13 protein-coding genes and 1 tRNA gene are annotated in these 14,059 nt (G+C 71.3%); 3 read left to right on the plus strand and 11 right to left on the minus strand.

Annotated elements, in window-relative coordinates:
- Positions 1–17 precede the first annotated feature (17 nt).
- Together RM609_RS15370 and RM609_RS15375 are read right to left on the minus strand one after the other, a co-directional pair.
- Positions 18–608, minus strand: coding sequence for a lytic polysaccharide monooxygenase auxiliary activity family 9 protein (locus RM609_RS15370; RefSeq protein ID WP_311611281.1), 591 nt, complete (start codon positions 606–608; stop codon positions 18–20).
- Positions 609–724: 116 nt separating this feature from the next.
- Positions 725–1,501: a C40 family peptidase gene (locus tag RM609_RS15375; RefSeq protein ID WP_311611283.1), complete on the minus strand. Its 777-nt coding sequence runs from the start codon at positions 1,499–1,501 to the stop codon at positions 725–727.
- 173 nt (positions 1,502–1,674) lie between these two features.
- Here RM609_RS15375 and RM609_RS15380 point away from each other — a divergent pair.
- The 3 genes from RM609_RS15380 to glxA all read left to right on the plus strand — a co-directional run bounded on the left by RM609_RS15380 (position 1,675) and on the right by glxA (position 5,903).
- Positions 1,675–1,748: transfer RNA gene (locus RM609_RS15380), tRNA-Lys, on the plus strand.
- 343 nt (positions 1,749–2,091) lie between these two features.
- A complete protein-coding gene (locus RM609_RS15385) occupies positions 2,092–3,942 on the plus strand; it encodes a glycosyltransferase family 2 protein (protein ID WP_311611284.1) in 1,851 nt (616 codons plus the stop codon).
- Positions 3,939–5,903 (plus strand): radical copper oxidase GlxA, encoded by a 1,965-nt coding sequence (glxA, locus tag RM609_RS15390; RefSeq protein WP_311611285.1) that lies wholly within the window; start codon positions 3,939–3,941, stop codon positions 5,901–5,903. Before RM609_RS15385 ends, glxA begins: the two co-directional genes overlap by 4 nt.
- A 25-nt stretch (positions 5,904–5,928) precedes the next feature.
- Here glxA and RM609_RS15395 read toward each other — a convergent pair whose 3' ends face one another.
- From RM609_RS15395 to RM609_RS15435, 9 genes are all read right to left on the minus strand, one after another.
- Positions 5,929–6,981: a glycoside hydrolase family 6 protein gene (locus RM609_RS15395; RefSeq protein ID WP_311611287.1), complete on the minus strand. Its 1,053-nt coding sequence runs from the start codon at positions 6,979–6,981 to the stop codon at positions 5,929–5,931.
- 175 nt (positions 6,982–7,156) lie between these two features.
- Positions 7,157–7,846 carry a class F sortase gene (locus RM609_RS15400; protein ID WP_311611289.1) on the minus strand — a complete coding sequence of 230 codons (690 nt, stop codon included), beginning with the start codon at positions 7,844–7,846 and terminating at the stop codon, positions 7,157–7,159.
- A gap of 22 nt (positions 7,847–7,868) precedes the next feature.
- Positions 7,869–8,504: a hypothetical protein gene (locus RM609_RS15405; RefSeq protein WP_311611291.1), complete on the minus strand. Its 636-nt coding sequence runs from the start codon at positions 8,502–8,504 to the stop codon at positions 7,869–7,871.
- Between the two features lie 138 nt (positions 8,505–8,642).
- Complete coding sequence (locus RM609_RS15410) at positions 8,643–9,422, minus strand: HAD-IIA family hydrolase (RefSeq protein WP_311611293.1); 780 nt, start codon at positions 9,420–9,422, stop codon at positions 8,643–8,645.
- 94 nt (positions 9,423–9,516) lie between these two features.
- Entirely contained in the window at positions 9,517–10,587 is a 1,071-nt protein-coding gene (locus RM609_RS15415; protein ID WP_311611295.1) for a 2-aminoethylphosphonate ABC transporter substrate-binding protein, read from the minus strand.
- Positions 10,588–10,614: 27 nt separating this feature from the next.
- Positions 10,615–11,421: an ABC transporter permease gene (locus tag RM609_RS15420; RefSeq protein ID WP_311611297.1), complete on the minus strand. Its 807-nt coding sequence runs from the start codon at positions 11,419–11,421 to the stop codon at positions 10,615–10,617.
- Entirely contained in the window at positions 11,408–12,277 is an 870-nt protein-coding gene (locus tag RM609_RS15425) for a 2-aminoethylphosphonate ABC transporter permease subunit (protein ID WP_311611299.1), read from the minus strand. Before RM609_RS15425 ends, RM609_RS15420 begins: the two co-directional genes overlap by 14 nt.
- Positions 12,270–13,319 carry an ABC transporter ATP-binding protein gene (locus tag RM609_RS15430; protein ID WP_311611301.1) on the minus strand — a complete coding sequence of 350 codons (1,050 nt, stop codon included), beginning with the start codon at positions 13,317–13,319 and terminating at the stop codon, positions 12,270–12,272. The genes RM609_RS15425 and RM609_RS15430 overlap by 8 nt, the downstream gene beginning before the upstream one ends.
- Entirely contained in the window at positions 13,319–14,056 is a 738-nt protein-coding gene (locus tag RM609_RS15435; protein ID WP_311611303.1) for a phosphonatase-like hydrolase, read from the minus strand. The genes RM609_RS15430 and RM609_RS15435 overlap by 1 nt, the downstream gene beginning before the upstream one ends.
- Positions 14,057–14,059: the final 3 nt, after the last annotated feature.

Consider the following 14,059-nt stretch of genomic DNA (forward strand, 5'->3'; position numbering starts at 1 on the left):
TGAGGCCTCGGCGACCGTCAGAACTGGACGTCCGAACAGGCGTAGAACGCGTTGCCCGTGTCGGCGACGGTCCAGACGGCGAGGACCAGCTGCTTGCCGCTCTTCCCCGCCGGGAGCGTGCCCTGGTGCGTGACCGTGGCGTCGGGGATCCGGCCGCCGTAGGGGATGGTCAGGAACGGCTGGGGTTCGAGGTCGGACCTGGTGAGCGGCCGGTTCGGGTCGTAGTGGTCGTTGGTGATGTAGTAGCGGAAGTCCGTGGTGGCGTGGCGGGCCGTCAGCTTCCAGCGGAACGAGTAGTCCTGCCCCGCCGTGACCTTGGTGGCCGGCCACTCCCCGCCGCGCGGGTCGTCGAGCTCGGCGAAGCGGCTGTTGCCGCCGGCGCAGAGCGTGCCGTCGGACGGGCCGTGGGACGGGAAGCCCTTGGGGCCCTCGACGGACTGGGGCTCCCACTGGATCGCACCGCAGTCGCTCACCGCGCCCTGGGCGCAGAACACCTGCCGGCTGGCGGGCGCGTCGGTGTAGCCGTGGCTGTTGGCACTTCCGGTGGAGACGAGGGAGATACAGGCGACGCTCAGGCCGATGATCGCCGCACTGATCCTTTTGCGCATACGTCACTCCTCGAGAACGTGGGGGGTTCTGTGAGCCGAGTGGATTGCGGTCTAGACCAAGAGCGACGCTAGTACCGGCCAACGGTCATGTCCAGGCCAAAATTGCGGTCTTGACGTCACCCTCGGTCGCAGCGCTCCTCATCGCCCGTACAGGTGACCGGCGATCCGGCCTCCTCGTCCCGGCCGAGACCGTCACGGTCGGGCGACTCGATCCGGCCGTACATGCGCGCGTCGAAGTACGCGAGGCTGGAGATCCGCACCCGGGTCCCCGGGCGGGCCGCCTCGACATAGCGCCCGCCGCCCAGGTAGATCGCGACGTGGTGCACCCCGGAGGCCCGGCCGTCGCTGGACCAGAAGACGAGGTCGCCACGGGCGAGGGCGGTGCGCGGAATGCGCCGGGTGGCGCGGTACTGGTCGGCCGCCAGCCGCGGCAGCCGGACCCCCGCCCGCTGGTACGCCTGCTGGACGAGCCCGGAGCAGTCCCAGCGGTGGGGGCCGGCGCCGCCGTAGGCGTAGGGGTCGCCCAGATGGCCCAGCGCGAAGGCGATGGCGGGCTCCAGCCCGCGGATCCTGGCGCTCTCGCCGGTCCCGCCGCCCTGATCGGCGACATCGTCGCCGTCGACGACGGTCGTGTCGTCGGCGTCGGTGTCGGCGAGGACCTCGGGGGGCACGTCGGCGGGCAGGTCCTCGGGAGCGGTGTCGGGCGGGCCGCCGTCCGGGTCGTCGGCGGCGACGGCCACCGGGTCCGGAAGGGGGTCGGGCCGCTCGGTCGCGAGGGCGAACGTGCCCGTGCCGGCGAGCAGCACGGCCCCTGCGGCCGCCATCGCCGCCCGGCGCCCGGTGCGCCGGGGGCGCCGGTGCCGACCGCGCCCGGCGGGTATCTCCTCGGGCATCTCCCCGCCGCCTTTCCCTCGGTTCCGCTCGGCACAGCTTCTCAGCGACCAAGGAGAACCGCATGTCGCGAGAGAGTCACCCTCCGTAATAAATATCGCCCGATTTTCGGGCATAGCGACCGCAGCGGTCGGAGGCACTCCCGGGCATCGGGTAGAGTTTTCTCTGTCAGCAGGCGCCGCTAGCTCAGTTGGTTAGAGCAGCTGACTCTTAATCAGCGGGTCCGGGGTTCGAGTCCCTGGCGGCGCACGCGAGACTCAGGGCTCCTCACCATCGGTGAGGAGCCCTGAGTCGTTCTCTGTTCGATGCGAACATCTACACGCATCATTGATGACCGCTTCCGCAACATTCGCAAGCATCTTCGTTCGGCGTACCGCTTTGCCCGGTAAACACCTTGTTTCACCCTTGCGATCATGATGCGCGGTCCGAGATCCTAAAGCGCACGACTTCACCCAATGTCACGTCGCCAACGGGGAGTTGGGTGGCGCCGCAAGGAGCCGGCACGGGCCATGCCCGCGCGCGGCCAGGGGGGCCGGGGGGCCCGCGAAACGGCACACACACGCAGCGAGCATGCGTGCGGGGGGAATGACTCATGACGTCCACGCCTGCCGACGCCCGGCAGCAGCCCTACGACCCATCGGTGACGGCACGCCCGCGCCTGCCGGCCCCGGCCGGCGCGGACGACTCGCCGCCGGGGCCCCACCCGCCCAGACGGGCCTCGCCGCCCCGCCGCCGCGAGCCCCTCCCCCGTTTCGACTACGAGCACTACAGCCGGCTCGCCGGCCCGCTGAGCCGGCCACCGCAGGACCCCGGCCCGTACCGGGTGCGCTACCGCAGCCTCCTCGCCGACGAGCCGCACCGCGTCCAGGCGGCGCTGCTGCTCGGCGCGGCGCCCGTGGTCTCGCTGGGCCTGCTGATCTGGCTGATGCAGCCCGCCCACTGGACCCAGCGGGAGCACGGCACACCGCTGATGCGCGCCCTCGACACCGTGATGCTCGTGTCGATCGGGCTGATCGAGCTCTTCCGCACGCTGAACGTGACGTCCAACGCCCACGCCACCCTCGTCGCCCGCGACCCGATACCGGTCGTCCCCGAGACCGGCACCAAGGTGGCCTTCCTGACCTCCTTCGTGCCGGGCAAGGAGCCCATCGAGATGGTCACCAGGACCCTGGAGGCGGCGGTCAAGGTCCGCCACCGGGGGCCCGTGCACGTCTGGCTGCTCGACGAGGGCGACGACCCCGAGGTCAAGGCCGTCTGCGCGCGCCTGGGCGTCCGCCATTTCTCCCGCAAGGGCGTGGAGAAATGGAACCAGCCGAAGGGCCCGCACCGGGCGCGCACCAAGCACGGCAATTACAACGCCTGGCTCGACGCCCACGGCGACGAGTACGACTTCTTCGCGTCCGTCGACACCGACCATGTCCCGCTCCCCAACTTCCTCGAAAGGATGCTCGGTTACTTCCGTGACCCGGACATCGCCTTCGTCGTCGGCCCCCAGGTGTACGGGAACTACGAGGCGGCGGTCACCAAGGCCGCGGAGAGCCAGCAGTTCCTCTTCCACGCGCTGATCCAGCGCGCCGGGAACCGCTACGGCGCACCCATGTTCGTGGGCACCAACAACGCCGTGCGGATCAGCGCCCTCAAGGGCATCGGCGGGCTCTACGACTCGATCACCGAGGACATGGCCACCGGCTTCGAGCTGCACCGGCACCGCAATCCGGGGACGGGCCGGAAATGGCGCTCGGTCTACACCCCCGACGTCCTCGCAGTGGGCGAGGGGCCGAACGCCTGGACGGACTTCTTCACCCAGCAGCTGCGCTGGTCCCGGGGCACCTACGAGACCATCATCAAGCAGTACTGGAAGGGCCCCTTCACGCTGTCGCCGGGGAAGTTCCTCAATTACACCCTGATGGTCATCTATTATCCGATGACAGCGCTCAACTGGATGCTAGGAGCGCTGAGTTGCGCGCTCTTCCTGGGGCTCGGCGCCTCCGGCATCTCCATCGACTCCGAGATCTGGATGATGCTCTACAGCGACGCCGCGGCCCTCCAGATCGGCCTCTACATCTGGAACCGCCGGCACAATGTCTCCCCCCATGAGCCCGAGGGCTCGGGCGGTCTCGCGGGCATGGTGATGTCCGCGCTCTCCGCGCCGATCTACGCCCGCTCGCTGACGGACGCGGTGCTGCGCCGCAAGAGCTCGTTCGTGGTGACGCCCAAGGGCGATTCGGCCAGCCCCGACACCCTCTTCGGCACCTTCCGCATCCATCTGTTCTTCCTGCTCGTCTTCGGGGGGTCGCTGGTGGCCTCCTTCGTCCTCGGCCACACCCATGTGGCCATGCGCACCTGGGCGTCGCTCGCCCTCGCGGTCACCATGGCCCCGATCGTCGCGTGGTCGTGGACGCTGTACCGCGCCAAGCATCCCGAGGGAGCCCGTCAGCGATGAGATTCCAACCGAGCCGCCGCACCCGTCGTACGACGGTGGGTGCGGCGGTCGTGTTCGCCCTGGCGGGAATGAACGGCCCGGCGCTCTGGGACTACACCGCCGACCGGTATCACGCATACAAGATCAATCAGCCCGCCTACAAGGCGGAGAACGGCCACTGGGACGTCGTGGACGTCCCCCGGGAATACCGGATCAACACCATTCACGCCGCCTTGTTGCACACCGGCAAGGTGCTCCTCGTGGCCGGCTCCGGGAACAACGCCGCCAATTTCAAGGCCAAGTCCTTCCGCACGGTCCTGTGGGACCCGCGCAGGAACACCTTCAAGAACATCCCCACGCCCAAGGACCTGTTCTGCGCCGGCCACACCCAGCTGCCGGACGGCAGGCTCCTGGTGGCGGGCGGCACCCAGCGTTACGAGAAGCTCAACGGCGACGTCACCAAGGCCGGCGGCCTGATGATCGTCCACAATGAGAACCCCGACAAGCCGATGACCTTCCCGGCGGGCACCCGCTTCACGGGCAAGGCCAATCACAAGACCTTCGAGTCCAAGGACGCCGTCCTCGTGCCGCGCGCGACCAAGACCGGCGAGGGCGACAAGGTCAAGGTCACGGCCAGTACCGCGCGCGTCTATGTGGAGGCCCTGGACAAGGGCCCCAAGTACGAGACGGGGGCCACCGACAACTACCGCATCCAGGGTCTCACCGGCGTCGACGACCGGAACAACTACGGCATCGCCAACAAGCTCTCCTTCGACAAGAAGGATTTCCAGGGCATCAAGGACGCCTTCGAATTCGACCCCGTGGCCGAGCGCTACATCACGGTCGACCCGATGGAGGAGGCCCGCTGGTACCCGACCCTGACCACGCTCCAGGACGGCAGGGTGCTCTCGGTCTCCGGGCTGGACGAGATCGGCCAGGTCGTCCCCGGGAAGAACGAGATCTACGACCCGAGGACCAAGAAGTGGTCCTACCTCCCCGAGGAGCGGTTCTTCCCCACCTATCCGGCCCTCTTCCTCGCCGACAAGGGAAAGATCTTCTACACCGGCTCCAACGCGGGCTACGGCCCGGCCGACAAGGGCCGCACCCCGGGCCTGTGGGACCTGGAGAGCAACGCGTTCACGGAAGTGCCCGGCATCAGCGATCCGGACATCCTGGAGACCTCGATGTCCGTGCTCCTGCCGCCCGCCCAGGAGCAGCGCTTCATGGTCCTCGGCGGCGGCGGGGTGGGCGAGGACCGCAAGTCCACCGCCAAGACGCGCATCGTGGACCTGCGCGAGGACAAGCCGCGTTTCCACGACGGCCCCGACCTCTACGCCGAGGTCCGCTATCCCAGCAGTGTCATCCTCCCCGACGACACCGTGCTGACCACCAATGGCTCGGGCGACTACCGGGGGCGCAGCCAGTCCAACGTCCTGGGGGCCGAGCTCTACGACCCGGGCGCCAACTCCACCCGTCGCGTCGCCGATCCGCTGGTGGGCCGCAACTACCACTCCGGTGCCCTGCTGCTGCCCGACGGCCGGGTGATGACCTTCGGCTCCGACTCGCTGTTCGGCGACAAGGACAACACCAGGCCCGGTACGTTCCAGCAGCAGATCGACCTCTACACGCCGCCGTATCTCTTCCGCGACGAGCGCCCGGAGTTCAAGGACACCGCCCCCCGGACCGTCAAGCTGGGCGAGCGGACCTCGTACCGCACCGGCGACACCAAGGAGATCTCCCGGGCGCGGCTGATCCGGCCGGGGTCCTTCACCCATGTCACCAATATCGAGCAGCGCTCGATCGCGCTGGACCTCGCCAAATCGGCGGACGGCGTGACCGTCACCGTGCCCGGGGACCCGTCCCTGGTGCCGCCCGGCTGGTACATGCTGGAGCTGATCGACGGCAAGGGCACCCCGTCCGAGGCGGTGTGGGTCAAGGTGCCGGTGGCGGAGAAGGCCTCCGGGGAGCAGGGCGGGGAGTGAGCGCGGGCCCGGGCGCCGGCGGTGGTCAGCGGGTGTTGCGGGCCAGCTCCAGGGCGTAGTTCTCCCACCACTGGCCGGCGTCCGGGCCGCCCTTGCAGGTGCCGTCCGACTCCCCGGGCCGTTTGACCCAGAGGTAGGCGTCCACCAGCGCGTCTCCCGTCTTCGTGGTCGGGGGGTCGCCGAGGGCGCGTCCGGAGGGGTTGCACCAGGCCTTCTCGTGGCCGCCGGAGAGCGGGCCGTTGCCGTTGCGGCTGGTGTCGATGACGAAGTGCTTGCCGCCCAGTTGCTCGGAGATCCGGTGGCCGTAGTCCTTGCTGTCCTGGGTGGTCTGGAAGTTGGAGACGTTGAGGGCGAAGCCGTCGGCCTGGTCGATGCCCGCGCGGCGCAGCGGGTCGGCCATGCGGTCGGCGGGCGTCACCCAGCTGGGGTTGCCCGCGTCCAGGTAGACCTTGGTCCTCGGGAGGGCCTTGAGCCTGCCGACGGCGTCCTTGAGGAGTGCGTAGCGCTCCTCGTGGAACTGCTGGGGGGTGCAGCCGTCCTCCATGTGCGGCAGGGCGTCGGGTTCGAGGATGACGGTCGTCCTGCGGTCGCCGATGCCGGCGGCGGCCTTGTCCAGCCAGGCCCGGTAGGAGTCGCCGTCGGCGGCGCCGCCCTGGGAGTACTGGCCGCAGTCGCGGTGGGGGATGTTGTAGAGGACCAGCAGCGCGTCGCGGTCGACGGCCGCGGCGGCCTCGGTGAAGCCGCGGGTCTGGGCGTCCGGGTCGTCGGCGCCGACCCATTCGGCGACGGGCTGGGCGGCGATCTTCGCGATCAGCGCGGCGTCCTGGGCCTTGCCGGCCTTGCCGAGCCGGAGGGCCTCGCGGGCGGCCGTGCCGTCGGGGTTCACCCAGTAGGGAGAGGTGGACTTGGGGAGCTGGGAGGGGGCCTGGACGGCGAGGGCGTCCTTCCTGGGGGCGCCGGATTCGTCCGAGGAGCCGCAGCCCGTGGTCGTGAGGAGCAGGAGCACCCCCGCCGTCGCCCCCGTCCGCGCCCATGCCCTGCGGCCCCGGCGCGCGCGGCCGGAGTAACTGCGGTACATCCACTCCCCCTTGGGTGTACTGCCTGTGGAGGTGATTGACGGAAGCGCCGTCCCCATGCTGGCACAGACGTGCCCACGCCCGGGGGCAGTCATGCCACGACACGTGGCGGGTCGCTCTGTCGGGCGACCCGGCCGGCGGGTGCCCGTGCGCTCGGGCGGGCCGTCGGCCGGGGTCTCAGGCCGCATGGCCGGATCCCGTGGCGGCGGGGTCGGTCGCGCCGGTCAGATAGGCGGAGACGACGACGTTGGCACTGTAGGTGCGCCGGTCGCGGTCGTAGTAGCCGCCGCAGGTGATGAGGCGCAGCTCGGCGCGGCCCTTGACACGGGGTCCATAGGCGCGTGCGGCGTCGAAGCGTTCCTTGGTGAAGACGGAGACGTCCTCGACGGTGAACTCGGCGACGGAGCCGTCGGCGCGGGTGACGTCGACCTCGGTGCCGCGCCTGATGCCGCCGAGTCCGTAGAAGACGGCGGGCGCGTGATCGGTGTCGAGGTGGCCGACGAGGACGGCGGCGCCGGGGCTGCCGGGCCGGGGCCCGTCCCGGTACCAGGCGACGGCGCCGGGCCGGGCGTACGGGGGCGGGTCGACCGCGCCCCGGGGGGTCAGGCCGTGGTCCTCGACGGGGGCGTGGACGTTCATGGCCTTGATGGTCAGGCTCTGTGGGCGGCTCCCGGTCAGGGGGTGGTGGGGCGGGGGCAGCGCGGGGTCGGCGGGCCGGCCGACGGCGGCCACGTCGCCGGTGGTGGGGGCGGTCGCCATGGGCACCTCGGTGATGTCGCGTCCCCACAGCCACAGCGCCACCAGCAGGGCGGCCCAGGCCGTGCCGGTCAGCAGCCGGCCGGTGCCGCCGGGGCGGTCCTCGTCCATGGCGGTCGTCCGTCCCGCCGGGTCAGCGCCGGGCCGCGGCGGTGCGCCGCCGGTGCCAGATCAGCGCGCCGGCGATGGCCGCGGTGGTGCCGGCGAGGGCGAGGCCCGCGGTGTCGGGCGGTTCCACGGCGGCCGCGTGGGAGGTGCTGCCGCCGCCTCCGGCGGGGACGGGGGCGACGGGCGAGGAGTGGCCGAGGCGGCGGTCGCGGCCGGTGAGGGTGCCGTGGTCGTCGCGGTCGGCGAGGGAGCCCGCGGCCGGGTGGTCGGCGTCGGGGTGGTCGTCCCGGCGGGCGTCGGAGCCGTCGGTGACGACGGTCAGTTTGCCCTCGGCCGTGGCCTCCGTGCCGTCGCAGTTGACCCTGACCGGGTAGGTCCCGGGGCGTACGGCCTGGCGGATGGTGGTCTCGGCGAACATCCCGGCGGAGTCCTTGGCGAGCTTGGCGTCGGAGACGAACGCCTCGGAGGTGGCGGTCCCCCGCTCGCCGGTACAGCCGGAGACCCTCAGCTGCACCTCGGCGCCGGGCCGGGTGGTGACGGGGGTGAGCTCCATGGTCCCGGACATGGTGACGGGCCCGTCGTTGGCGTGGGCGGGGCCCGCGCCCGCGGCGAGCGCCGCCGCGATCACGACCCCGCTGAGGGCGGAGCGGACTGCATCCATAGTGAACCTCCTGGTACTCCCGAGGTTCACCCGGTGATGTCCGTGGACGCATCCGCTCCGTAGCCGTATTGCTCCATTTGACGATCATCCAAGCCGGTCGGGTCAGCGCGGGGGCGCGGGCCCGGCCGGGGCGGGGCGTCAGATGAGCTCGACGAGGTCCGCGATGGAGTCGACGACCCTGGACGGGCGGAAGGGGTGGAGGTCGACCTCCTCGGCCCGGGTGAGGCCGGTGAGCACCAGGAAGGTCTCCATGCCGGCCTCCAGGCCCGCCAGGATGTCGGTGTCCATCCGGTCGCCGATCATGGCGCTGGTCTCGGAGTGGGCGCCGATGGCGTTGAGGCCGGCCCGCATCATCAGGGGGTTGGGCTTGCCGACGAAGTAGGGCTCGCGGCCGGTGGCCTTGGTGATGAGGGCGGCGACGGAGCCGGTGGCGGGCAGCGCGCCCTCGGCGGAGGGGCCGGTCTCGTCGGGGTTGGTGGCGATGAAGCGGGCGCCGTTGTTGATCAGGCGGATGGCCTTGGTGAGGGCTTCGAAGCTGTAGGTGCGGGTCTCGCCGAGCACCACGTAGTCGGGATCGGCGTCGGTGAGGACGTAGCCGATGTCGTGGAGGGCGGTGGTCAGGCCGGCCTCGCCGATGACGTAGGCGGTGCCGCCCGGCCGCTGGTCGTCCAGGAACTGGGCGGTGGCCAGCGCGGACGTCCAGATGTTGCGGACCGGCACGTCCAGCCCGATCCGCTTCAGGCGCGCGTGGAGGTCGCGGGCGGTGTAGATCGAGTTGTTGGTCAGCACCAGGAAGGGCTTGCCGGACTCCCGTAGCCGGGCGATGAAGGCGTCGGCGCCGGGGACCGGGATGCCCTCGTGCATGAGGACGCCGTCCATGTCGGTGAGCCAGGACTCGATCGGCTTGCGTTCTGCCACTGCGGACTCCTGCCGTGCTGTGCCCGTCGCCGGGGACGGGTCGGGGACGCCGGGACGCCGCCGCTCGTGCGTCGCCCCGACACCCCCAGCCTAATCAGTTGCCGGTGGCCGCCTTCCACGCGCTGACATAGGAGGGGAGATTCCTGTCGATGTCGGCCCAGTCGGGGCGGAATATCTCGACGCCTTTCATAAGGTTCGCCAGGGAGGTGGCGCTGAGGTCGGTGGCCTTCACGTCCGTGCGGGAGGAGAAACCGCCGCCGACGCCGGAGACGGCCTTCTGGACGGGTTCGGTGAGGAGGTAGTCCAGGAACTTCCTGGCGTTCTCGTCGTGCGGGGCGTCCTTCACCAGTCCGGCCGCGTAGGGCAGGGCGAAGGTGGTGGGCTTTCCGTCGTCGCCGGCCGGGAAGAAGATCCCCTGGTTCGGCATGGACTTCATGTTCGCGAAATTCATCTGGACGTCGCCGTTGGCCACCAGGAGTTCGCCCTTGTCGACCTTGGGGGCGAGCTGGCCGGTCGACTTCGAGGGGCCGACGTTGTTGGCCTGGAGGTCCTTGAGGAAGGCCATGGCCTTGTCCTTGCCGCCCAGGTCGTGCATGGCCTTGATCAGGACGGCGGTGCCGTCGCCCGCGACGCCGGGGGTGGAGTACTGGAGCTTCCCCTTGAACTTCGGGTCGAGGAGGTCCTTCCAGGTCTTCGGCGGAGTGCTCTTCAGTTCCTTCGAGTTGTAGATGAAGCAGAAGTAATTGTCGGCGATGGAGGTCCATTTGCCGTTCGGGTCCTTGTCGCTCGCGGCGACGTTCTCGGAGCCCTTGGGCGTATAGGCCTCCAACAGGCCCTTGCCGTCGGCCTGCTGGATGAAGGGCGGCAGGGTGACGACCACGTCGGCCTTGGTGTTGGACTTCTCCCGGTCCAGGCGCTGGACGAGCTCCCCGGAGCCGCCCTCGACGTAGTCGACCTTGATTCCGGTCTCCTTCCGGAAATCCTTGAAGACCTTGTCGTAGAAGCCGGAACCGTCCTCGGCCTTGAGGCCGTCGGCGCTGTAGACGGTGATTTCCTTGGCGTTCCCCGCGGCGGAGGCGCCGCAGCCGGTGAGGGTCGTGCCGAGGGCGAGGACCGACAGCGCGGCGGCGAGCGCGAGCGGGCGGGGGGTAAGGGGGCGGGGCATGACGTGTCGGACTCCTTCGGTGGTGGGCTAGCGGTAGGAGGCCCTCGTACGGATCCGGGAGACCGCGGTCAGGACGATCAGCGTCGTGCCCATGAGGACGACGGCGAGCGCGGCGCCCGAGAAGAGGGACCCCCGGTCGGTGGCGGCGAAGACCTTGACCGGCAGGGGCAGCCAGTCCGGCGGGTAGAGCATCATCGTGGCGCTCAGCTCGCCCATGGACAGGGCGAAGCAGAGGCCGGCGGCGGCCGACAGGGACGGCAGCAGCAGGGGGAGCTTGACCCGTCGCAGCACATGCGCCGGGCTCGCGCCGAGGCCGGCCGCGGCCTGCTCGTACGCCGGGTCCAGGCGGCTCAGCGCCGCGGTCACGGACTGGTGGGCGAAGGCGGTCACCAGCACGGTGTGGGCCAGGACGACGATCGTGGGCGTGCCGTTGAGGAGCAGCGGCGGCTTGGAGAAGGCGACGAGGAGCGAGAGGCCCACGACCACGGAGGGCACGGCGACCGGCAGCATGAACAGCGTGTCGGCGGCCCGGCTCAGCCGGCGCGCCCGGGTGCGCAGCGCCTGGGCCGCGAGGGCGGACCAGGTGCCGATGGCCAGCGCCAGCGCGCTCGCCGCGAGGCCGGTCAGCAGGCTGGTGACCAGCGCGTCGAGCGCGTCGCCGCGGGCGATGTCCCGGTAGTGGGCGAGGGTCGCGCCGGAGGGCAGCGCGCCGCTCCAGCCGGTGGCGAAGGAGGCCGCGAGGATCACCAGGAACGGCAGCGCGAAGACGGGCAGGAAGACCACGGTGAAGGCGGCCCACACGACCCACCGGGCGGTGCGGCTATGCACGAGCACGTCGGACTCCGTTGGTGGGGACGAGGAGGCGGTAGAGCCCGTAGAGGGCCACCGACAGGGCGATGTTCACGACCGCAACGACGCAGGCGCCCGTGTAGTCGCCGTCGAGGATCGCCTTGCCGTAGATGAGCGTCGGCAGCGTCGTCACGCCCTTGGCGCCGGTGAAGAGCACGATCCCGAACTCGTTGAGGCACATCACCAGCACCAGCGACCCGCCCGCCGCGAGCGAGGGCAGCGCCTCGGGCAGGATCACCCGCCGTACGATCCGGGGCGCGGTGGCCCCGAGCGAGGAGGCGGCCTCCAGCTGCGCGGTCTCCAGCTGGGAGAAGGCGGCGAGGAGGGGCCGCATCACGAACGGGGTGAAGTAGGTGACCTCCGCGAGGAGTACGCCCCAGGGGGTGTGGAGGAAGTCGAACGGGCCGTGGGCGGCGCCGGTCATCCCGGTCCACAGCCCGTTGGCCATGCCGACGGTGCCGTAGACGAAGAGCAGGGCGAGGGTGATCAGGAAGGACGGGAAGGAGAGGAAGACGTCGATGAAGCGGCTCAGCGCCTTTCCGCCCGGGAAGGGGACGAAGGCGATGACGAGCGCGAGCGCGAAGCCGAGGGCGACGGCGCCGAGGGTGGCGCCGACGGCGATGAGGACGGTGTTGGTGAGGGCGTCGCGGAACGCGGTCTGCGCGAGGACGTCGCTGTAGGCGGACAGCGAGAATCCGCCGCCGTCCGGGGAGACGGATTCCCGGACGACCAGGGCCAGGGGGTAGAGGAAGACGAGGCCGAGGGCGGCGACGGGCGGGAGGGCGAGGGCCCAGGCGGCCCAAGCGGCCCGGCCGGGCCGGGTCGCCCCGGGGCTAGCCACGCGCCACTCCCGCCGGCAGCAGTACCGCGTCCTCGGCGGCGAAGTGCAGCGACACCTCCGTGCCCAGGGGCAGCGGCTCCCGCAGTTCGCGGACGTCGGCCTTCACCCGGTGGCCGGCCACGTCGACGTGGAGCCGGTGGGTGGCGCCGCGCCACTGGAGCTCGGCGATCGTGCCGCGCAGGGTGTTGGGCCCGGTGCCGAGCCCGACCAGGTGGGGGCGGACGCAGAGCGTGGCCGAGGCCCCGGGGGCGGCTCTGCCTGCCGCCACGTCCAGCCGGGTGCCGGCGAATTCGGCGCCGCCGTCCCTGACGGTGACGGGCAGCAGGTTCGCGTCGCCGACGAAGGACGCCGTGAACTCGGTGCGCGGGCGGCGGTAGAGGTCGTGCGGGGTGCCGCAGTCCTGGAGGCGGGCGCTGTCCATGACCGCGATCCGGTCGGCGAGGGTGAGCGCCTCGACCTGGTCGTGGGTGACGTACAGCATGGAGACGCCGGGCAGTTCGCGGTGGAGCCGGGCGAGTTCGGCGAGCATGCCGGAGCGCAGCTGGGCGTCGAGCGCGGAGAGCGGTTCGTCGAGGAGGAGCACGCCGGGCCGGACGGCCAGCGCCCGGGCGATGGCGACGCGCTGCTGCTGGCCGCCGGACAGTTCGCGCGGGTAGCGCTTGGCGTAGGCGGTCATGCCGGTCATCTCCAGCGCCTCGGCGACGCGGGCGGCGATCCCGGCGCGGGGCGCCTTGCGGGCCTTGAGCCCGAAGGCGACGTTGGCGTCGACCCGCATGTGCGGGAAGAGCGCGTACTGCTGGACCACCATGCCGACGCCCCGCCGGTGCGGGGGCAGCGCGGTGACGTCCCGGTCGCCGATGAGCACCCGTCCGGAGGCCGGCTGGACGAACCCGGCGACCGCCCGCAGCGCGGTGGTCTTGCCGGAGCCGGAGGGGCCGAGGAGCGCCATGACCTCGCCGGGTTCGACGGTGAGGTCGAGTGAGTCGAGAACGGTGTTCCCGCCGTAGGCGACCGAGACGTTCTCAAACGTGATGCCGGACATCAATCGCCTTCCGCGGCGGAGCGCTCGTACGCGGCGATGGCGTCCGGGAGTCCGGCGACCGACCCCAGGACGTGGGTGGCGCCGGCGGCGCGCAGGGCGGGCTCGTCGTGGGCGCCGGTGAGGACGCCGGCCGCGAGGGCGGCGCCCGAGCGGCGGGCGCTCAGCATGTCGTAGGAGGTGTCGCCCGCGACGGCGATGCCCTGGACGGAGTCGGCGGCGTGGGTGCGCAGCAGGGCGGTGAGGACCATGTCGGGGTACGGGCGGCCGCGGCCGCCGGCGTCGGCCGGACAGAGGGTGAGGTCGGCGAGGCCGGTCCAGCCGAGGGCGGCGAGGATCGCGTCCTGGGTGACGCGGGCGAAGCCGGTGGTGAGGACGACGGTCCGGCCCTCGGCGCGCAGCTGCTCGATGGCCTCGCGGGCGCCGGGGATCGGCGCGACGTGCCCGGCGTCGACGAGCTGCCCGTAGGCGGTCTCGAAGGCGGCGTTGGCGCGCTGGGCCCGTTCCTCGTCGCCGCCGAAGAGGTGGCGGAAGACGGAGATCTTCGATTCGCCCATGGTGGCGCGGACGTAGGCCAGTTGCCCGGCGTGCTCGGGGGTGCCCGGCTCGACGCCCAGGGCGCGGGCGGCGGCGTCGAAGGCCCGCTCGACCAGGCCGTCGTCGGCGACGGTCGTGCCGGCCATGTCCAGGACGACCAGGCCGATCTTCTTGTTCTCTTGCATCTCTTGCGTCTCTCGCATCTC

The organism is Streptomyces hesseae (assembly GCF_031845785.1).
Classification (GTDB): domain Bacteria; phylum Actinomycetota; class Actinomycetes; order Streptomycetales; family Streptomycetaceae; genus Streptomyces; species Streptomyces hesseae.

What these genes read in the sequence shown, in the direction of transcription:
- RM609_RS15415 (WP_311611295.1), bottom strand. Translation starts at nt 10,587, where the DNA reads ATGCCCCGCCCCCTTACCCCCCGCCCGCTCGCGCTCGCCGCCGCGCTG.
- RM609_RS15400 (WP_311611289.1), bottom strand. Translation starts at nt 7,846, where the DNA reads ATGGACGAGGACCGCCCCGGCGGCACCGGCCGGCTGCTGACCGGCACG.
- RM609_RS15395 (WP_311611287.1), bottom strand. Translation starts at nt 6,981, where the DNA reads ATGTACCGCAGTTACTCCGGCCGCGCGCGCCGGGGCCGCAGGGCATGG.
- RM609_RS15370 (WP_311611281.1), bottom strand. Translation starts at nt 608, where the DNA reads ATGCGCAAAAGGATCAGTGCGGCGATCATCGGCCTGAGCGTCGCCTGT.
- RM609_RS15405 (WP_311611291.1), bottom strand. Translation starts at nt 8,504, where the DNA reads ATGGATGCAGTCCGCTCCGCCCTCAGCGGGGTCGTGATCGCGGCGGCG.
- RM609_RS15385 (WP_311611284.1), top strand. Translation starts at nt 2,092, where the DNA reads ATGACGTCCACGCCTGCCGACGCCCGGCAGCAGCCCTACGACCCATCG.
- RM609_RS15375 (WP_311611283.1), bottom strand. Translation starts at nt 1,501, where the DNA reads ATGCCCGAGGAGATACCCGCCGGGCGCGGTCGGCACCGGCGCCCCCGG.
- RM609_RS15435 (WP_311611303.1), bottom strand. Translation starts at nt 14,056, where the DNA reads ATGCGAGAGACGCAAGAGATGCAAGAGAACAAGAAGATCGGCCTGGTC.
- glxA (WP_311611285.1), top strand. Translation starts at nt 3,939, where the DNA reads ATGAGATTCCAACCGAGCCGCCGCACCCGTCGTACGACGGTGGGTGCG.
- RM609_RS15430 (WP_311611301.1), bottom strand. Translation starts at nt 13,319, where the DNA reads ATGTCCGGCATCACGTTTGAGAACGTCTCGGTCGCCTACGGCGGGAAC.